15 protein-coding genes are annotated in these 19299 nt (G+C 72.0%); 5 read left to right on the top strand and 10 right to left on the bottom strand.

The window, feature by feature from the left end; genetic code table 11:
• Position 1: 1 nt before the first annotated feature.
• From AB0H32_RS06390 to AB0H32_RS06415, 6 genes are all read right to left on the bottom strand, one after another.
• Positions 2 to 1453 (bottom strand): aldehyde dehydrogenase family protein, encoded by a 1452-nt coding sequence (locus AB0H32_RS06390; RefSeq protein WP_361115119.1) that lies wholly within the window; start codon positions 1451 to 1453, stop codon positions 2 to 4.
• Positions 1450 to 3180 (bottom strand): D-aminoacylase, encoded by a 1731-nt coding sequence (locus AB0H32_RS06395; protein ID WP_361115122.1) that lies wholly within the window; start codon positions 3178 to 3180, stop codon positions 1450 to 1452. Before AB0H32_RS06395 ends, AB0H32_RS06390 begins: the two co-directional genes overlap by 4 nt.
• Positions 3181 to 3298: 118 nt before the next feature.
• Positions 3299 to 4417: an LLM class flavin-dependent oxidoreductase gene (locus AB0H32_RS06400; RefSeq protein WP_361115125.1), complete on the bottom strand. Its 1119-nt coding sequence runs from the start codon at positions 4415 to 4417 to the stop codon at positions 3299 to 3301.
• A gap of 101 nt (positions 4418 to 4518) precedes the next feature.
• Positions 4519 to 5289, bottom strand: a complete 771-nt coding sequence (locus AB0H32_RS06405) for an SDR family oxidoreductase (RefSeq protein WP_361115128.1) — start codon at positions 5287 to 5289, stop codon at positions 4519 to 4521.
• A gap of 9 nt (positions 5290 to 5298) precedes the next feature.
• On the bottom strand, positions 5299 to 6216 hold the full coding sequence (locus AB0H32_RS06410; RefSeq protein WP_361115357.1) for an LLM class F420-dependent oxidoreductase: 918 nt from the start codon (positions 6214 to 6216) through the stop codon (positions 5299 to 5301).
• Between the two features lie 5 nt (positions 6217 to 6221).
• Positions 6222 to 7454, bottom strand: a complete 1233-nt coding sequence (locus AB0H32_RS06415) for an amidohydrolase family protein (RefSeq protein ID WP_361115131.1) — start codon at positions 7452 to 7454, stop codon at positions 6222 to 6224.
• A gap of 189 nt (positions 7455 to 7643) precedes the next feature.
• On the opposite strand from AB0H32_RS06415, the gene AB0H32_RS06420 reads away from it, so the two are divergent.
• Both AB0H32_RS06420 and AB0H32_RS06425 read left to right on the top strand, forming a co-directional pair.
• Complete coding sequence (locus AB0H32_RS06420; RefSeq protein WP_361115134.1) at positions 7644 to 10616, top strand: BTAD domain-containing putative transcriptional regulator; 2973 nt, start codon at positions 7644 to 7646, stop codon at positions 10614 to 10616.
• Positions 10617 to 10822: 206 nt separating this feature from the next.
• Positions 10823 to 11047: a hypothetical protein gene (locus tag AB0H32_RS06425; RefSeq protein ID WP_361115137.1), complete on the top strand. Its 225-nt coding sequence runs from the start codon at positions 10823 to 10825 to the stop codon at positions 11045 to 11047.
• Positions 11048 to 11131: 84 nt separating this feature from the next.
• Here the strand turns inward: AB0H32_RS06425 and AB0H32_RS06430 are convergent, their stop codons facing one another.
• Positions 11132 to 12724, bottom strand: a complete 1593-nt coding sequence (locus AB0H32_RS06430) for a FadD3 family acyl-CoA ligase (protein WP_361115140.1) — start codon at positions 12722 to 12724, stop codon at positions 11132 to 11134.
• 98 nt (positions 12725 to 12822) lie between these two features.
• Here AB0H32_RS06430 and AB0H32_RS06435 point away from each other — a divergent pair, with 98 nt between their 5' ends.
• The 3 genes from AB0H32_RS06435 to AB0H32_RS06445 are packed head-to-tail and all read left to right on the top strand — an operon-like array spanning position 12823 to position 15164.
• Positions 12823 to 13977: a lipid-transfer protein gene (locus tag AB0H32_RS06435; protein ID WP_361115142.1), complete on the top strand. Its 1155-nt coding sequence runs from the start codon at positions 12823 to 12825 to the stop codon at positions 13975 to 13977.
• 9 nt (positions 13978 to 13986) lie between these two features.
• Positions 13987 to 14394 carry an OB-fold domain-containing protein gene (locus AB0H32_RS06440; protein WP_361115145.1) on the top strand — a complete coding sequence of 136 codons (408 nt, stop codon included), beginning with the start codon at positions 13987 to 13989 and terminating at the stop codon, positions 14392 to 14394.
• Positions 14379 to 15164, top strand: coding sequence for an enoyl-CoA hydratase/isomerase family protein (locus AB0H32_RS06445; protein WP_361115148.1), 786 nt, complete (start codon positions 14379 to 14381; stop codon positions 15162 to 15164). Before AB0H32_RS06440 ends, AB0H32_RS06445 begins: the two co-directional genes overlap by 16 nt.
• Here the strand turns inward: AB0H32_RS06445 and AB0H32_RS06450 are convergent.
• The 3 genes from AB0H32_RS06450 to AB0H32_RS06460 all read right to left on the bottom strand — a co-directional run bounded on the left by AB0H32_RS06450 (position 15161) and on the right by AB0H32_RS06460 (position 19235).
• Positions 15161 to 15796 (bottom strand): hypothetical protein, encoded by a 636-nt coding sequence (locus AB0H32_RS06450; RefSeq protein ID WP_361115151.1) that lies wholly within the window; start codon positions 15794 to 15796, stop codon positions 15161 to 15163. The two genes, AB0H32_RS06445 and AB0H32_RS06450, sit on opposite strands and share 4 nt — an antisense overlap.
• A gap of 143 nt (positions 15797 to 15939) precedes the next feature.
• Positions 15940 to 18291 (bottom strand): PQQ-binding-like beta-propeller repeat protein, encoded by a 2352-nt coding sequence (locus AB0H32_RS06455; RefSeq protein WP_361115154.1) that lies wholly within the window; start codon positions 18289 to 18291, stop codon positions 15940 to 15942.
• 212 nt (positions 18292 to 18503) lie between these two features.
• Positions 18504 to 19235 carry a VOC family protein gene (locus AB0H32_RS06460; RefSeq protein WP_361115157.1) on the bottom strand — a complete coding sequence of 244 codons (732 nt, stop codon included), beginning with the start codon at positions 19233 to 19235 and terminating at the stop codon, positions 18504 to 18506.
• Positions 19236 to 19299 lie beyond the last annotated feature (64 nt).

The following is a 19299-nucleotide window of genomic DNA, read 5'->3' on the forward strand; positions in this document are numbered from 1 at the left end:
CTCACCCCGGCCACACGATCGCCTGCACCTCGCTGTACGCATGCAGGGCGTAGGAGCCCACGTCCCGGCCGACCCCGCTCTTCTTGAACCCGCCGAAGGGCGCCTCCATGTTGCGGCCGACCGTGTTGACCCCCACACCGCCGGCCCGCAGCCGCCGGGCCACCCGGAAGGCGCGGGCCACATCGCCCGACCAGACGTAGTCGATCAGGCCGTAGTCGGAGTCGTTGGCGAGGGCCACGCCCTCGTCCTCCTCGTCGAAGGGGATGACCGACACGACGGGCCCGAAGATCTCCTCCCGCGCCACCCGCATGTCGTTCGTGCAGTCGGCCAGCACGGCCGGGGCGACATGGAAACCCCGCTCCAGCGGCGGGCGTTCACCGCCGACGACCACCGTCGCGCCCTCCTTGCGCCCCAGCTCGACGTACGACTCCACCCGCGCCCGGTGCTCGGCGGAGATCAGCGGCCCCACGACCGTGCCGGACTCCCGCGGGTCGCCCACCTTCAACCGGCTTGCGTAGGCGGCGAGTTGTTCGACCAGCCGCTCGTACACCCCCCGCTGGGCCAGCACCCGGGTGGGCGCCGTGCAGATCTGCCCGCTGTAGAAGGAGAACGTCGTCCCGATCCCGGCCACCGCCGAGGCGAGGTCGGCATCGTCGAAGACGAGGGCCGCCCCCTTCCCTCCCAGCTCCATCAGCTGGCGTTTCATGTCCCGCCCGCACACCTCGGCGATGCGCTGCCCGACGGCCGTGGAACCGGTGAAGCTCACCATGTCGACGTCGGCCGAGGCGACGGCGGCCGCACCGACCTCCGTGGCGCGCCCCGAGACCACGTTCACCACACCCGCCGGTGCACCCGCCTCCTGCAGCGCCTCGGCCATCCGGTAGACGGACAGCGGGTCCTGCGGGGCCGGCTTCACGACCACCGTGTTGCCCATGGCCAGGGCCGGGGCGATCTTGCCGGCCGGGTTGGCCCACGGGTTGTTGTAGGAGGTGATGCAGGTGACGACCCCCACGGGCTGCCGCACCGCCAGCGCCCCCATCACCCCCGCCCTTCCCATCGGCCCCGCCTCGTTGATCTGCGGGGCCACGGCCCACTCGGCGGGCTCCACGGTGGCGTACCGGCGGAACCGGGCGGCGGCCACCCCGACCTGCATCGCCCGGGCCGTTCCCGTCGTCGCCCCGGTCTCGGCCTGCGCCAGGTCGGCGTACGGGACGAGCCGGCCGCGGATGATCTCCGCGGCCCGCCCCAGCACCGCCGCCCGCTCCTCGGGCCCGGTCCGCGACCAGGTCCCGAACGCCTCCCGGGCCGCCGCGCAGGCCTCCTCCACCTGCGCCACGGAGGCCTCCGGCGCCTGCCCGGCCGTCTCCTCGGTGGCCGGGTCGGTCACCGGGTAGTACCCGCCGTCCGGCTCGGCCCACGCACCTGCGATGAAGAGCCGCTGTCCGTCGCTCAATTCGTGCTCACCGTCCCGGTGTCGCGCCCGGACCGCAGCACCCTGCCCGGCACCGCGCCGCTCACGACGTCGTCCCGGATCGCCTCGACGCCGTTGACCCACACGGCCCGCACGCCGAGCGCCCTGGAGTCCAGCCGTGGGCTGTCGCCCGGCAGGTCGTGCACCAGGGTGGCTCGGCCCGCGTCGATCCGCTCCGGGTCGAAGAGGACCAGGTCCGCATGCCAGCCCTCCCGGATCCGGCCGCGCTCGCGCAGCCCGAAGAGCCGCGCCGGATCGTCGGTCAGCATCTTCACCGCCTGCTCCAGGCCGACCAGTTTGCGGCCCCGCAGACAGTCCCCGAGGAACCGGGTGGTGTACGGCGCCCCGCACATCCGGTCCAGGTGCGCGCCCGCGTCCGAGCCGCCGAGCAGCACGTCCTCGTGCTGCCAGGTCTCGGCGCGCAGGGCCCAGGAGGCCGGGTCGTTGTCGGTGGGCATCGGCCACAGGACCGTACGGAGATCGTCGTCGGCGCAGATCTCCACCAGGCAGTGGAAGGGCTCCTGCCCGCGCTCGGCGGCAATGTCCCGGACCACCCGGCCGGTGAGCCCTCGGTTGGCCTCGCTGTAGGTGTCCCCGATGACGTACCGCCCGAAGTTCGCGAGCCGCCGGAAGACACCCGCCTCCTTCGACCGGGCCCGCCGCAGCATCTCGCTCCTGACCGCGGGGTCACGGAGCCTGGCGATCCGCTCGGGCACGGGCAGTGCGAGGACCGGCCCCCACCCGGGGATGAGGTTCAGGGCGCAGAAGGTGCCCAGGGACATGTTCATCGGGGTGAGGATCGGCATGGTGAGCGCCACCACGCGCCCGCCCGCCTTCCGAGCCCGCTCACTGGCGCTCAGCTGCCGGGGCACCCGCTCCGGAACGCCCGCGTCGATGGTCAGGACGTTCCAGTTCAGGGGCCGTCCCGCCGCCGCGCTCATCTCCACGAACAGATCGATCTCGGCGTCGCTGAACTGGTCCAGGCACCCGGCGACGATCGCCTCGATCTGCGTGCCCTCGTGCTCGCCGACGGCCCGGGCCAGGGCGAGCAGCTCCTGCGGCTGGGCGTGCCGGGAGGCCACGGGCTGCCCGTCGCCGTCGGAGTGTGTGCCGGACTGGGTGGTGGACAGCCCCCAGGCTCCCGCGTCCATGGCCTCGTGGAACAGCCGGAGCATCTGCTCGAGCTGCTCCCCGCTCGGCTGCCCGCCGACGGCCTGCGGTCCCATCACGTACCGCCGCAGCGCACAGTGCCCCACCATGAACCCGGCATTGACCGCGATCCGCCCCTCCAGGGCGTCCAGGTACTCCCCGAAGGAGTGCCAGCTCCACGGTGCCCCCCGCTCCAGCGCGACCAGGGACATGCCCTCCACCTTGGACATCATCCGCCGGGTGTAGTCGGCGTCCTCGGGCCGGTCCGGGTTGAGCGGCGCGAGCGTGAAGCCGCAGTTCCCGGCGGCGACGGTCGTCACCCCGTGGTTGAGCGAGGGCGTGGCGTACGGGTCCCAGAAGAGCTGGGCGTCGTAGTGGGTGTGGGGATCGACGAAGCCGGGGGTGAGGACGAGGCCGGAGGCGTCCTCGGTGGTGCGGGACTCTTCGGTGATCCGGCCGACGGCGGCGATCCGGCCGCCGCGTATGCCGACGTCGGCGGTGTACGCGGGCGCACCGGTCCCGTCGACGACGGTCGCGCCCTTGATGAGGTGATCGAACACGGGCTGCCTCCTCAACTCCGTTGCGATGAGCGGCCTGAAGGAGCGCGGGCGGTATCGATATGCGGCTCCGCCGCCTGGGCGCGACCAGCCACGCACGACCCGCACGCTCCGACGGCGCTCACACGGCAGCCCGGAACCGCGAAGTCCGATGCACAGGATCCGTATCGATCTTCGGAATCACCTGCTCACCGATCAGCCGGATCGTCTGCAGCGTCTCCTCCTTCGGCACCCCCACCGGCAGCCCGAAGCTCAGCTGATCGGCCCCCGCCTGCTCCCACCGCTTGCACTGCCGCAGCACCTCGTCCGGGTCCCCGCAGATCAGCAGCTCCTCCTCGATGAGCAGCTCCACGAACTCCGGTGTGTACCGGGGGAGAGTCTCCGGCCAGACGGGGAACCCCTCGGGCCGCGGGAAGGTGTCGTGGTACCGGAAGACGAGCGAGGGCAGGTAGTGCAGGCCCCCGTGCACGGCGATGTCGATCGCCTCGGCATGGGTGGGCGCACAGATCGCCGTCGTCGTCACCATCACGTTGTCGTTCACGAAGTCCCCGACGGGTTCGGCGTTCACAACCGCCGTCTTGTACTGCTCCAGCACCCACTCCATGTCGGAGACCTTCTGGATGCTGAAGCCGAGCACGCCGAGCCCCTTCTTCGCGGCCATGGCGTACGACGGCGGCGACCCGGCCGCGTACCACATCGCCGGGTGCGACTTCCCGTACGGCTTCGGGAGCACCTTGCGCGGCGGGAGCTGCCAGTGCTTGCCCTGGAAGCCGGTGTACTCGTCCTGGAGCCACATCTTCGGGAACTCGGCGATCGTCTCCTCCCAGATCTCCTTCGTGTGGTTCATGTCGGTGATGCCGGGCAGGAAGCCGAGGATCTCGTGGCTGCCGGCGCCCCGGCCGCTGCCGAACTCGAAGCGCCCCTCGCTGAGGTGGTCCAGCATGGCGACCTTCTCGGCGACCTTCACCGGATGGTTGACCTGGGCGAGCGGGTTGAAGATCCCGGAGCCCAGGTGGATCCGCTCGGTGGCGTGGGCGAGGTAGCCGAGGAAGACGTCGTTGGCGGAAAGGTGCGAGTACTCCTCCAGGAAGTGGTGCTCGGACGCCCAGGCGTACTTGAAGCCGGACTTGTCCGCCTGGATGACGTACTCGGTCTCCTCCATCAGTGCCTTGTGCTCGGCCAGCGGGTCGGTCTCGGCGCGCTTGCCCACGTATCCCTGTACAAAGAGCCCGAATTCCACGGCGGGTCACCGTCCCTGGAGTATTTCTGACGTACCGTCAGATGCTGTTGGTTGGCCGACTGTCGCACCGGCCGCCGCGACCGTCAATAGCTGACACTGCGTCAGATGATGCTGACCCCCGCCAGCCATCCCCCGTCGATCACGAACGGCTGCCCCGTGATGTACGAGGAGTCGTCCGAGGTCAGGAAGAGGGCGAGCCGGGCCACCTCCTCGGGCTGTCCGACCCGCCCCAGCGGCACGAGCCTGCGGTACAGCTCGTCCAGCGCCCGGCTCATCTCCGCCGGGTCCGCGTCCGGGTCCAGCCGGGCCGGGTTGGACATCGGGGTGTCGATGGCGCCCGGGCAGACGGCATTGACCCGGATGCGGCGGCCCGCCAGCTCCAGTGCGGCCACCCGGGTCAGCCCGAGCACGGCGTGCTTGGTGGCGGCGTAGGTCCCCACGGCCGCCATGCCGGTGAGCGCGGTGTAGGAGGCGGTGTTGACGATGGTCCCGCCGTCCGCCATCTGCGGCGCGACGCTCTTCATGCCCAGGAAACAGCCGACCTGGTTGACCTGCACGACCTGCATGAACTCGTCCAGCGGGGTGTCCACCAGCGCGTTGAAGCGCAGGATGCCCGCGTTGTTGACCAGCCCGTCGATGCGCCCGTACGCCTGCTTGACGGCGCCGACGGCCTCCCGCCACCCGTCCTCGGAGCCCACGTCGAGATGGACGTAGAGGGCCCCTATCTCCTTGGCCAGGGCCTCCCCCTGGTCGTCCAGCACGTCCGCGACGACGACCCGCGCGCCCTCCTCACGGAACAGCCGCGCCTCCTGTTCACCCTGCCCGCGTGCCGCCCCGGTGACGATGACGACCCGCCCGTCCAGCTTGCCCATGTCCGCTCCTCAGTCCAGCCGGGGCGCGACCTCGGCCCCGAACGCGGCGATCTGGTCGATGAGTTCGCTGCGGCTCCGGCTGCGGAACCGCACCTGGATCTGGTGCACGCCCATCGCGCGGTACGCCCGCAGCGACTCGGCGATCTGCTCGGGCGCCCCGGTGAGGGTGCGCCTCCCCACCTCCCAGCCGGCCGGGCCGACGTACAGCGGCTCGGTGATGGCCCCGACGGTGAGGGGCGTCCCGATGCCGTGTTCCTCGCGCAGCCGCCGCAGCCGGTCGATCCGAGCGGGCAGGCGGTCCCGCGGGTCCCCCTGCGGCAGCCAGCCGTCCCCCTTGAGCGCGGCCCGGCGGACGGCGGCCGGCGAGGAGCCCCCGACCCAGATCGGGACGTGCTGCTGCGCGGGCCGGGGCCGCTGTCCCAGGCCGGCGAAGTCGTACAGCTTGCCGTGGTGCTCGGGGAACTCCTCGGGCCCGAGCGCGGCCCGCAGCGCGTCGATCGCCTCGTCCAGCACGGCCCCGCGCCGCTCGAAGTCCACCTGGAGGACCTCGAACTCCTCGCGTACGTGCCCCGCCCCCACGCCGAGGATCAGCCGCCCTGCGGAGAGGTGATCGAGAGTGGCGTACTGCTTGGCGCTGAGCAGGGGGTGCCGAAGGCCCACGACGGCGACGTGGCTGAGCAGCCGGACGCGCTCGGTGACGGCGGCGAGGTGGGCGAGGGTGGCGACCGGGTCGTACCAGACCGTGCTCATCGCCGGGGCCAGCCGGCGCGGGACGGCCACGTGGTCGCAGACGGCGAGGTAGTCGAACCCGGCACCGTCCACGGCCCGGGCGATCCCGACCAGGTCGGCGGGCCCGCCGGCGGCCTCCCAGTCCTCGGTGTAGAGGGTGCTCTGCGACTGGACCGGCAGCTGGATGCCGTAGGCCAGGCGGCTCACCGGGACCCCTGCCACAGCCCGTCCCCGGTCAGCCCCAGCAGCTCGATCGCGTTCCCCCGGACGATCCGCTCCACCACGTCGGCCGGCAGGTGCCCCATCTGCGCCTCGCCGACCTCACGGGACTTGGGCCAGGTGGAGTCGGAGTGCGGGTAGTCCGTCTCGTACAGGACGTTCCCGACGCCGATGGAGTCGAGGTTCCGGAGCCCGAAGGCGTCGTCGAAGAAGCAGCCGTAGACATGCCCGGCGAACAGCTCGGACGGCGGCCGGTGGACCTTCTCGGCGACCCCGCCCCAGCCGCGGTTCTCCTCCCAGACCACGTCCGCGCGCTCCAGGATGTACGGGATCCACCCGATCTGCCCCTCGGCGTACATGATCCGGAGATTCGGGAAACGTTCGAACTTGCCGCTCATCAGCCAGTCCACCATCGAGAAGCAGCAGTTGGCGAAGGTGATGGTGGAGCCGACGGCGGGCGGGGCGTCGGCGGAGGTGGAGGGCATCCGGCTGCTGGAGCCGATGTGCATCGCGACGACGGTGCCGGTCTCGTCGCACGCCGCGAGGAACGGGTCCCACTCGTCGGTGTGGACCGACGGCAGGCCCAGGTGCGGGGGTATCTCGGAGAAGGCGACGGCCCGTACGCCGCGGGCGGCGTTGCGCCGGACCTCCTCGGCCGCGAGGCGGGCGTCCCACAGGGGGATGAGGGTGAGGGGGACGAGCCGCCCGTGCGCCTCGGGCCCGCACCACTCCTCCACCATCCAGTCGTTGTAGGCGCGGACGCAGAGCAGGGCCAGGTCCCGGTCCCGGGCCTCGGTGAAGGTCTGGCCGCAGAAACGGGGGAAGGTGGGGAAGCAGAGCGCCGACTGGACATGGTTGACGTCCATGTCGGCGAGCCGCTCGGGAACGTCGTACGACCCCGCCCTCATCTGCTCGTAGGTGATGACCTCCAGCCGGATGTCGTCCCTGCTGCAGCCGACGGCGGTGTCGAGGCGGGTCAGGGGCCGGTGCAGATCCTCGTAGACCCACCAGTCGCCGACGGGACCCTCGCCCCCGGGCTCGCCCATGACGGGCTTGAACCGCCCGCCCAGAAAAGTCATTTCCTTCAGAGGGGCGCGGACGATGCGCGGCCCGGCGTCCAGGTATTTCTTCGGGAGCCGGTCCTGCCAGACATGCGCGGGCTCCACCGTGTGGTCGTCGACGGAGATGATCCGGGGGAAGTCGCTCTGGGTGTCCATGGCGCTCACCGTAGCGCCGATCTGACGACCCGTCAGCTGCTGGTGTCGGACGACCATGTGCGAAGACCGTGTGAGGACCTTGTGTGCTGAAGTGCGCCTGCCTGTGATCGGTGTCTCCCACGGCTGACGCAACCGCCCTGAACAAGGCAAACTGACGGGGTTGTTCGTGATGCCTAGGGGGGCGAACGCATGGACGGTGGACCGCGAGTGCCTGAGCAGCGGCGTCCCGGCTCCGCGGCCGTCGCGGAGCCGGCGGCGTTGCGCTTCAGCGTGCTCGGTCCGGTACGGGCCTGGCGCGGCGAGGAGACGCTGAACACCGGCTCCCCTCAGCAGCGCGCCCTGCTCGCCGCCCTGCTGCTGCGCGAGGGCCGTACGGCGACGGCGGCGGAACTGATCGACGCGCTGTGGGGCACCGAGTCGCCGTCCCAGGCGCTGGCGGCGCTTCGGACCTATGCGTCGCGGCTGCGCAAGGTGCTGGACCCCGGGGTCCTGGTGAGCGAGTCGGGCGGCTACGCCGTGCGCTCCCTCGGCGAGGGCGCGCTGGACCTGGCGGTGGCCCAGGAACTGACGGCGGAGGCGGAGAAGGCGCGCGGCGCGGGAGACCTGGGCCAGGCGCGCGAGGTGCTCAAGCAGGTCCTGGGCCTGTGGGACGGCGAACCGCTCGCCGGGGTCCCCGGCCCGTACGCCGACGCCCAGCGCGTCCGCCTGGAGGAATGGCGTCTCCAGCTGCTGGAGTCCCGCCTGGACATGGACCTCGAGCAGGGCTGCCACGCGGAGGCGGTCTCGGAACTGACCGCACTGACCGCCGAACACCCCCTGCGTGAGCGCCTGCGCGAACTGCTCATGCTGGCGCTGTACCGCAGCGGCCGCCAGGCGGAGGCGCTGGCGGTGTACGCCGACACGCGGCGCCTGCTGGCGGAGGAGCTGGGGGTGGACCCGCGGCCGGGCCTGCGGGAGCTGCAACAGCGCATCCTCCAGGCGGACCCGGCCCTGGCGGAGCCGTCCGCTCCGGTGGCCGAACCCTCGGTGGTACCGGTGCGCCCGGCCCAGCTTCCGGCGTCCGTCCCCGACTTCACGGGACGTTCCGCGTTCGTCTCCGAGCTGAGCGAGGTGCTGGCCTCGGCGTCGGAGGCGGCCGCCGAGGGCAGGGTCATGGCGGTCTCGGCACTGGCCGGGATCGGCGGCGTGGGCAAGACGACCCTGGCGGTCCACGTCGCCCACCGGGCCCGCCCGGCCTTCCCGGACGGACAGCTGTACGTGGACCTGCAGGGCGCGGGCTCGCGCGCCGCGGAACCCGAGACGGTCCTCGGCTCCTTCCTGCGCGCCCTGGGCACGGCGGACTCGGCGATCCCCGACAGCCTGGAGGAGCGCGCCGCCCTGTACCGGTCCGTCCTGGACGGCCGCCGGGTCCTGGTCCTGCTGGACAACGCGAAGGACGCGGCCCAGGTACGGCCGCTGCTGCCGGGCACGGCGGGCTGCGCGGCCCTCGTGACCTCCCGGGTCCGGATGGTGGACCTGGCCGGGGCCCACCTGGTGGACCTGGACGTGATGTCCCCGGACGAGGCCCTCGCCCTGTTCACGAAGATCGTGGGCGAGGAGCGGGTGGCCGCGGAGCGGGAAGCGGCGCTGGACGTGGTGGCCGCGTGCGGCTTCCTCCCGCTGGCGATCCGCATCGCGGCCTCCCGGCTGGCGGCCCGCCGCACCTGGACGGTGTCGGTCCTGGCCGCCAAGCTGGCGGACGAGCGCCGCCGGCTCGACGAACTCCAGGCCGGCGACCTGGCGGTGAAGGCCACCTTCGAGCTGGGCTACGGCCAGCTGGAGCCGGCCCAGGCCCGCGCCTTCCGCCTGCTGGGCCTGGCCGACGGCCCGGACATGTCCCTCGCCGCCGCGGCGGCGGTCCTGGACCTTCCCCCGGAGGAGACGGAGGACCTGCTGGAGTCCCTCGTCGACACCTCCCTGCTGGAGTCGGCGGCGCCGGGACGCTACCGCTTCCACGACCTCGTCCGGCTCTACGCGCGTGCGTGCGCGGAGCGGGACGAACAGCCGACCGGGGAGCCGGAGGCCGCGATGTCGCGGTTGCTGGACTTCTATCTGGCGACGGCGGCGGGGGTCTACGCGATCGAGCGGCCTGGGGACCGGCTGGTGGACCACATGGAGTCCACGGCTTATCCGGCATTGGCCTTCAACGACCGGCACGCGGCCCAGGACTGGTTGTACGCAGAGGCAGCGACGCTGCTGGCATGTGTGCGGCAGTTCGCGCAGTCCGGGACACTGCTTCGGGCCATCGACCTGCTGTGGGTGACGCTCGACCTCAGCGAATCCGGGGCCAACTCCAAGGGGTACGAGACTGCGGCCATCTCCCTGCTCGAAGCGGCAAGGTCGGATGCCGACAAGCGCGCGGAGGGGCGCGCATCGGTGGTTCTCGCCGCCACCTACCACCTGTCCGGGCGATTCACGGAGGCCGACGATGCCGCCCGCGAGGCGTTGGAGCTCGGCGAGTCTCTCGATCATCCTCTGGCGCGCTGCTGGGCGGAGAACGCGCGCGGCGCCATAGCCTTCTATCAGAGCCGTCTCCTGGATGCGGAAAAGCACCTGGAACAGGCCCTGGCGGACTTCCGGGCCTGCAAGGACCGGGCCGGGGAGGCAAGCGTGCTGTGCAACCTGTCCCGTATCCACCTCGCGTCCGGACGTCCTCGCAGCGCCGTGTCGCTCGCCGAGCAGGGGGTCGAGACGTACGCGGCCCTGGGACACGCCCTGAAGGGGGCCAACGGCCGCTATGCCCTCGGCATGGCGCTGACTCAGAACGGGTTGTACTCCGAGGCCGCGGATCGCCTGCACGAGGCTCTCGGGGTCTTCCGGGAGAGCCGGCAACGCCTCTGGGAAGGCATGACCCTCCTCAGGCTCGCCGAAGTGGACATGGCGGCCCAGCGCCCCGCCCAGGCCTCGGCCAACGCCGAGGCCGCCCTGACCGTGCTCCGCGGGATCGGTGGGGAATGGCGGCGCGGCAATGTCCTCACCGTTCTGGGACGGGCGCTCAACGGGATCGGGCAGCCGGGCAGGGCTCAGGTGTGCTGGGAAGAGGCACTCTCCATCTACGACGCGCTCGGCTCGCCCGAGGCCGAAGCGGTCCGGGCGCTGCTGGCGCCGGCGACTGCCGTGTGAGTCCGCCGCAGCGTTCATCGTTCGTTTATCGCCGCGCGGCACTCTCTTGTTGTCGATCCGTCGCGTCGGGGGGCAGACGGACCACCGGTGAGGTCGCCTGATCAACGATCTACTGTTGGGCGACCAGTTGGCTCGTCCGGCCGTTCATCGGGGGAACGGCCGGACGAACCACACACGCGAGTTCAGCATCCACGGAGGGAAGCACCATGAGCGATGCCACCAAGGACCCGGTCGTCGACCCGGACAACATCCACATCACCAGTGGTGAGGATGCCGGCACCGTGAAGCCGGACAACATCCACATCACCGACGCCAAGGCCACCGGCCCGGGCAAGGTCAGCACGGACAACATCCACATCACCGACGCCAAGGCCACCGGTCCGGGCAAGGTCAGCACGGACAACATCCACATCACGTCCGAGCCCGCCTGATCCGGGCACGACGGGGGGATCGGCCGCGGCGGCGCGGAGGGGGAGCCGTCGCGGCCGAGGTGTGTCCAGGGGGAGGTTGCGGGCTCAGCGGGCCCGCAGCTCCCCCTTCACCACTTTCCCGCTCGCGTTCCTCGGCAGTTCGCCCACGAACTCCACCACCCTCGGCACCTTGTAGTTCGCCATCTCCCGCCGCGCCCAGGCGATGAGGTCGTCGGCGGTCAGGACCGTGCCCGCCCTGCGCACCACGTACGCCTTGCCGACCTCTCCGAGGCGCGCGTCGGGTATGCCGATCACCGCCACGTCGGCCACATCCGGGTGCACGCCGAGCAGTTGCTCTATCTCCGCCGGGTACGCGTTGAAGCCGCCGACGATGAACATGTCCTTGAGGCGGTCCGTGATGCGCAGGTTGCCCGCCTCGTCCAGGACACCCACGTCGCCCGTGCTCAGCCAGCCGTCGGACGAGACGGCCTCGTCCGTGGCGGCCGGGTCCTCGTAGTAGCCCCGCATGACGTTGAAGCCCCGGACCAGGACCTCGCCCGGGGTGCCGGGCGGCACCGGTGCGCCCTGCGGTCCGGCCACCCTCACCTCCGTATGGGGGATCGCCCGTCCCGACGTGGACGCGATCACCGACGGGTCGTCGCCGCGGCGGCACATCGTCACGATGCCGCTCGCCTCGGACAGGCCGTACGCGGTCAGCACCGTCTCCACGCCCAGTTCGCCGCGCAGGCGTTCCACCAGTCGCAGCGGCACCACGGCCGCGCCGGTCACCACCAGGCGCAGCGCGGACAGATCGTGGGTGTCCCGCAACGCGTGGTCCAGGAGCGACTGGTGCAGTGTCGGCGGGCCCGGCAGCACCGACACCCGTTCCGCCGCGATGTTCGCCATCGCCGTGTCCACGTTGAACACCGGTTGCGGGATCATCGTCGCCCCGCGCATCAGACAGGCGATCACCCCGGCCTTGTAACCGAAGGTGTGGAAGAAGGGGTTGACGATCAGGTAGCGGTCCGTGCTGCGCAGGCCGGCCAGATCCGCCCAGATGTCGTAGGCCGTCAGGGTCTGCTCGTGGGTGATCATCGCGCCCTTGGGGCGGCCCGTCGTCCCCGAGGTGAAGACGATGTCCGACAGGCAGCCGCCGTCCAGCATCCCCTCGCGGTGCCGCACTTCGGACTCGCCCACGCCCTCCCCGCCGGCCAGGAAGTCCTTCCAGGTGCAGAAGTCCTGGGGTGCGTCGTCCGACAGGACCACCGCCTGCCGCAGCGCCGGCAGGTCGGGGAGCGGGTGCCCGGTGCCGCCCGGGGATCCGGCCGCCCGGCGCAGCGAGGCCACGTACGAGGTGCCGAGGAAGGTGCCCGTCACGAACAGCAGCCTCGCCCCGCTGCGGCGCAGCACGTCCGCCGCCTCCGCCCCCTTGAAGCGGGTGTTCAACGGCACCAGCACCGCTCCCGCCGAGACCGCGCCCAGTGCCGCGACGATCCAGTCCAGGGAGTTGGGGGCCCAGATCGCCACCCGGTCGCCCACCTGCACGCCGCTCGCGATGCAGGCCGCCGCCGCGCGCTCCACCCGCGCACCCAGTTCCGCGTACGTGATCCGGGTACGGCCCTCCACCACCGCCTCGGTGTCCGCGTACCGCTCGGCCGACGACCGCACCAGACGCGCAATGGTGCCCCAATCGCTCACTGCAGACCTCCCCCACACACATAGCTGACTGTCCGTCAGATTAGCTGTAACCTGACGGGCTGTCAGCACGAGTGGGGCCTCGCAGAGGGGGGTTGGCCATGTCGGGAACGGGCTTGAAGGACGCCACCGCCATCGTCGGGATCGGGCAGTCCGCGTTCGCCAAACGGCTGCCCGAGGACGAGAGGACGCTCGCCTGCCGGGCCGTCCTCGCCGCGCTCGACGACGCCGGGATCTCCCCCGGCGAGGTCGACGCCCTCGCCTCCTACACCATGGAGGAGACCGACGAGGTGGAGCTGGCCAAGGCCGTCGGGTTCGGGGACCTCACCTTCTTCAGCAAGGTGGGGTACGGGGGCGGCGGATCCTGCGCCACCGTCGCCCACCTCGCCGCCGCCATCGCCTCCGGACAGGCCACCGTCGGTGTCGCCTGGCGGTCGCGCAAGCGCGGCAGCGGGGCGCGGCCCTGGACGAACACCACGGTCCAGCTGCCCACTCCGGCCCAGTGGACCCGGCCCTTCGGGCTGCTGCGGCCCGCCGACGAGATCGCGATGCTCACCCGTCGCTACATGCACGAGTACGGGGCCACTCGCGACCACCTGTTCAATGTCGCCCTCGCCTGCCGAAACCGGGCCAACCAGAATCCCGCGGCCGTGATGTACGAACGGCCGCTCACCCGCGAGATGTACATGACCTCGCGGTGGATCAGCGAGCCGCTGTGCCTCTTCGACAACTGCCTGGAGACGGACGGGGCCCTCGCCTGCGTGGTCGTGAGCAAGGAGCGCGCCCGGGACTGCCGTCAGAGCCCGGTCTACGTCCACTCCGCCGCCCAGGGGCTGCCCGCCCAGCACCACGGCATGGTCAACTACTGGAACGACGACCCGCTCACCGGCCCGGCCTGGACCGCCGCCCGCCATCTGTGGAAGCACGCCGACCTCACACCCGAGGACGTGGACGTGGCGCAGATCTACGACGCGTTCACCGCCCTGATACCCCTCTCCCTGGAGGGGTACGGCTTCTGCGGAAGAGGGGAGGGCGGGGCCTTCACCGAGCAGGGCGCCCTGGAGATCGGCGGGCGGTTGCCCATCAACACCGGTGGCGGCGGTCTGTCCGAGGCCTATGTGCACGGCTTCAACCTCATCAACGAAGGGGTGAGGCAACTGCGCGGCAGCAGTACCGCGCAGGTTCCCGGGGCCGCCACCTGTCTGGTGACGGCAGGCGAGGGCGTCCCGACGTCCGCTCTGTTGCTGAGGAGTTGAGGTGGCCTCATGCTGAATCCCGTCATCGACACCGACGGCGCCCCCTTCTGGGAGTACGCCGCCCGCGGCGAGCTGCGGGTCCAGGCCTGCGCCGACTGCGGCGAGACCCGTTTCCCGCCCCGGCCCTGCTGCCCGCACTGCCAGTCCTTCGCGAGCGAGTGGCGGCCGGTCCCGGGGCGCGGGCGCGTGTGGTCGTACGTCGTGCCGCATCCGCCGCTGCTGCCCGACTACGCGGAGCAGGCGCCGTACAACGTCGTCGTCGTGGAGCTGGAGGAGCTGCCCCGGATACGGCTCGTCGGCAATCTGGTCAGCCGCGCCGGGGCGCCGCTGGATTCCCTCGATCCGCAGCGCATCAGGATCGGCGCCCGGGTCCAGGCGGTGTTCTGCGACGGGCTCGTGCAGTGGGTGCCGGCGTGAGCGCCGTCCGGCTCTCGGCCGACAAGGACACCGGCGTCGCCGTCGTCACCCTGAACCGGCCCGAACGGCTCAACGCCGTCGACGCGGACATGGTCCGGGAACTCGTCGGGGTGTGGCGCGCGTTGCGGTTCGACGACTCGGTGCGGGCCGTCGTCCTCACGGGGGCCGGGGAGCGGGCCTTCTGCACCGGCATCGACCGGGACTTCGTGGTGCCTCAGCCCTCCTCCCCGTACATGCAGGACGATCCGCTGCTGACGATCGGGCCGAAGGCGAACGACCTGTGGAAGCCGGTCGTGGCCGCCGTGCAGGGGATGGCCTGCGGCGGCGCCTTCTATCTGCTCGGCGAGAGCGAGTTCGTCGTCGCCGACACCACGGCCACCTTCTTCGACCCGCACACGACGTACGGGATGGTCAGCGCCTACGAGTCCGTGCTCATGGCGCACCGGATGCCGTACGGGGAGGTCGCGCGGATGATGCTCATGGGGAGCGCGGAGCGACTGTCCGCACGGCGCGCCCACGAGATCGGGCTCGTGTCCGAACTCACCGATGGGGGGCGGGCGCTGGAGGCGGCCGTGCGCTGTGCCGGTGTCATCGCCGGGTCTCCGGCGGACGGGGTGCAGGGGACCGTGCGGGCGCTGTGGGCGGCCAAGGAGGCCGCACGTGCGCACGCGTTCGCACAGGCGCCGCATCTCATCGCACTCGGGAACCTGCCGGGCGGGCGGCAGGCGGAGCTGTTCGCCGGGAGGCGGCCGGAGTACCGGCTGCGCTAGGGCCTGACGTCCGCCTCGGGGTCCGCCTGGCAGTGGTCGACCGACGACAGGAAGCGCCGGCCGAGCGTCACCCGGGTGGTCGCCTTCCCCCGCGCGGGCACGGAGACCGCGACCGAGGCGTTCTTCAGCAGCTCGGCGCCCTGGGCGTCGTAGAAGGTCACCCAGGTCTGGAACTCGGCCCTGCGGCTGTTCGGGTTCGTGACCTCGACCGTCGCGTACGGCCGCCGGCCGGTCGCGCAGCTGATCAGCTTCGCCGTCCCGTCCTGCAGCGCACTGCTGCCGCTGCCGGTCGCGGTGGAGGTGGGGCGGTGGGTGGGGCGCCGGTGGTAGGACCCGCCGGTGCTGCCGCTCGTACCAGTGCTGCCGTGGCTGCCGCTCGTACCAGTCCTGCCGTAGCTGCCGCTCGTACCGCTGCTGCCGTAGGAGTCGTCGTCCGGGCCTCCGTACGAGCCGCCGCCCGAGGTGGAGGACGAGGACGACGTGTCGTGATCCTGGTGGGAGCTGCTGCAGCCTCCCCCGCCGCCCCCGCCGCCGTGGCGGCTGTGGTGCCGTCCGGTCGAGAACCCGGTCAGGCTGAGCACCACGAAGGTCAGTACGGCCGTGAACCTGAGCGTGCGCGTCCGTGCGAACATGCGATCAGCCTATCCACCGCCGATCGGCCCCTCCGCCGCCCTGGCACCGCCTGGCGGGCCGTCGGCGCCGGGAGTAGCGTCAGCCGTGGGCGGCCGCCGTCTGGAGCCCTTCCGTGTACACCGGTACGACGGCCGTCACGCACTCACGCCGTGCGGGCCGTGCCCGTTCCCTTCTCCGCGTCCAGCGCGTACACGCACCGGTCCTTGCTGCACGCGTACACCACCCCGTCCCGGACGACCGGCGAGCCGGTGATCTCGCCGCCCGTGGCCAGCTTCCACCTGAGCCGTCCGTCGTCGGCCTTCAGCGTGTACAGCAGGTGGTCGGTGGAGCCGAAGTGGATGCGGCCCTCGGCGACCGAGGGGGCGCCGACGACATCGCCGCCGGCCTGGAAGCGCCACTTGGGGGTGCCCGTGACCGCGTCCAGGGTGTAGAGGCCCTTGCCGCTGCCCACGTGGACGTGTCCGGCCGCCACCAGGACCGGCTCGATGGAGGAGCGGGCCTCGGTGGCGATGCGCCAGCGGTCGCGGCCGTCGGTGGCGTCCAGGGCGTAGACCGTGCCGAGGTAGTCGGCCAGGTAGACGCCCCCGCCGGTGACCGCCGGGCCCGGGGCGTAGGCCGGTGGGCACAGGAAGACCGCGGGGGCCTCGAAGTGCCAGCGGACCATGCCGCTCGCCACTTCGACGGCCAGGACACGGGAGCCGGCGGAGATGTAGACGTAGCCGTCGGGGGCCGGGGCGATACGGACCGGGACGCCGCCGCAGGAGGCCGCGTCACCGATGGGGTACGACCAGCGCTCCTCGCCGGTGCGGGCCTCCAGGGCACGCAGCCGGGCGTCCTGCCAGACGTAGACCGTGCCGTCGTGGACGGCGGGGCCCGCCTCGGGGGACTCGAAGTCGGTCTGGCAGCCGCTGATCTCCCACAGCTTCTGGCCGTTGGCGGCCTCCCAGGCCTGGACTCCGCCGCCGCGGGTGCCGGTGACGACCGTGCCGTGGTCGGCCTTCAGGGAGTACACCCAGGCGTCGGTGGACAGCCGCCACAGATCGGTGCCCTCGCGGGCGTCCAGGGCGAAGAGGGTGGGGCCGTCGGAGGCGTGGATGCGGCCGTCGGCGACCGCCATGGACCAGGCGACGTCCCGGGTCTTGAAACGGCGGCGGCCGGTGGCCACGTCCAGGGCGTGCACCTCGAAGGAGGTGACGTAGACCAGATCGCCGTCGACGGACGGGGTGCCCCAGACGTCGTTGGACATCCGGAAGCGCCAGGGGCGCCATCCGGTGGCCGTCTCCGGGGGTGCGGCCGGGACGGGCGCCACGCCGGGGTCGGCGCCGTTGACGCCGGGGCGGGGGCGGGACCAGCTGGCGACCAGACCGGCCTCCGGCGGGGGTGCCTTGACGGCGGCGGCGCGGGCGTCGGCGACGCGCGGGCCGGGGCCGATGGGCACCTGGGCGCCGGCCAGCCGGACCGGGCCGGTGTCGGGGGCGCCCGCCGCGCCGACCGGTGCCGGGGACTGGACCGCGGGGTCGTAGGACGGCAGCGGCGGGACGGCCGAGCGTCCGCCGCTGCGGGGGCCGGACGAGGCGGGGGCGGGCTTGGCTGCGGGGCGGCCGCCGCGGCGGCCCTCGATGAGGGCGACCGCCTTCTCGGGCAGCCAGGCGGAGGCGGTGCCGCTGTCGTCGGAGCCGGAGCCGAAGAGGTGGGGGGCGAGCTGGGCCTGGAGATCTGCGGGGCTCGGGCGGCCGGGAGCCTCCATCTGCATACAGACCTCGATGAGCGGGCGCAGCTCGTCGGGCAGGCCCGTGAGGTCCGGGCCCTCGCGCAGCAGCATGAAGACGGTCTCGACCGGGTTGGCGCCGTGGAAGGGCGGGTGACCGGTGGCGGCGAAGACCAGCATGGAGCCGAGCGAGAAGACGTCGCTGGCGCCGGTGACGCTGCGGGAGTCCTTGGCCTGCTCGGGGGACATGTATGCGGGGGTGCCGACGGCGACGTTCGTCATCGTCAAACGGGTGTTGGAGACGCCGGAGGCGATGCCGAAGTCGATCACCCGGGGTCCGTCCTCGACCACCAGGACGTTGGACGGCTTCAGGTCGCGGTGGACCAGGCCGGCGCCGTGGATGGACTGCAGGGCCTCGGCCACGCCCGCCGCGAGCCAGCGCACGGCCTGGGCCGGGAGCGGCCCGCACTCGTTCACTATTTCCTCTAGTGAGGGCGCGGGAACGTAGGCCGTGGCCAGCCAGGGCACGGCCGCGCGCGGGTCGGCGTCGACGACGGCAGCCGTGTAGAAGCCGGAGACCGCGCGGGCCGCCTCCACCTCACGGGTGAAGCGGACCCGGAAGAGCTGGTCCTCGGCCAGCTCCGTGCGGACCGTCTTGATCGCCACGCGCCGGCCGGATGCCGAGCGTGCCAGATAGACCAGCCCCATGCCGCCGGCGCCCAACCGGCCCAGCACCTCGAACGGCCCGATCCGCCGCGGATCGTGCTGCGTCAGCTGATCCACCACTTGCCTGCCACCTCCCCGTACGAGCCGCGCCACCCTACATATGTACGCGGCCGAAGCGCAGCGTCTCACCACAGCATCACCGAGGCGGCACGCACCCCGATTCTTCCTGGCCGGGCGGCCGGTGGCGAACCCAGTGATAAATCGGGGTGTCTCATGCCGAATGGGTCTGAATATGACCGAAAAAGGTCATTTCCCAGCCGTCCTCCCGCGCATCACCGCTGGAGTACCGCGAACGACGCCCCCTGATTGTCGGTGACGACCGCCACGCGCCCGTACGACGCCTCGAAGGGCGGCACCTGGACCCGCCCGCCGAGCCGCTGCACGGCCCCGAGGGAGTCGTCGAGGTCCGTGACCCCGAAGTGGGCGAGGACGTGCGGGGGCATCTCGGCCGGGAAGACCTCGGAGACGTCCGCGCGGCCGAAGTCGGGTTCGGCGTCGGCGCCGAACAGGGCCTCGTGGAAGAGGCCGCCGTAGAAGGCGTTGGCCGCGGCGGTGTTGCGGGTGTACAGCTGGGCCCAGACGAACGTGCCCGGCTCGTGCCACCGGCCGAACCCGGCGTGACTGCCCGGCTGCCACAGGCCGAACACCGCGCCCTCGGGGTCGGCGGCCAGGGCGTAGACGCCTAGGTCGTCGAGGGGCACCGGGGCCGTGACGAGCTGACCGCCGGCCGCGGTGATCCGCCGGGCCATGGCCACGGCATCGGGCGTCGCGAAGTACACCGTCCAGACGCTGGGCAGCCTGCCGTCCGTCTTGCGGGCGAGCGTGGCGACGGGCTCGTCGTCCAGCCGGGCCCATACGGAGGAGCCGTACGCCTCCCCGGGCTCGGAGAAGGTCCACCCGAAGAGCTCACCGTAGAACCGCTTGCCCGCTTCGACGTCGGGGAGCTGGGCGTCCACCCAGCAGGGGACGCCCTCTGCGTACACCGATGCCCTGTTTTCGGCCATGCCGTCAAAGTAACCGCGCCGCGCGCACCCCGCAGACCAGCCACACCACCCTCGGCCCACCCAT

The organism is Streptomyces sp. NPDC020362 (assembly GCF_040642095.1).
In the GTDB taxonomy this organism is placed as follows: domain Bacteria; phylum Actinomycetota; class Actinomycetes; order Streptomycetales; family Streptomycetaceae; genus Streptomyces.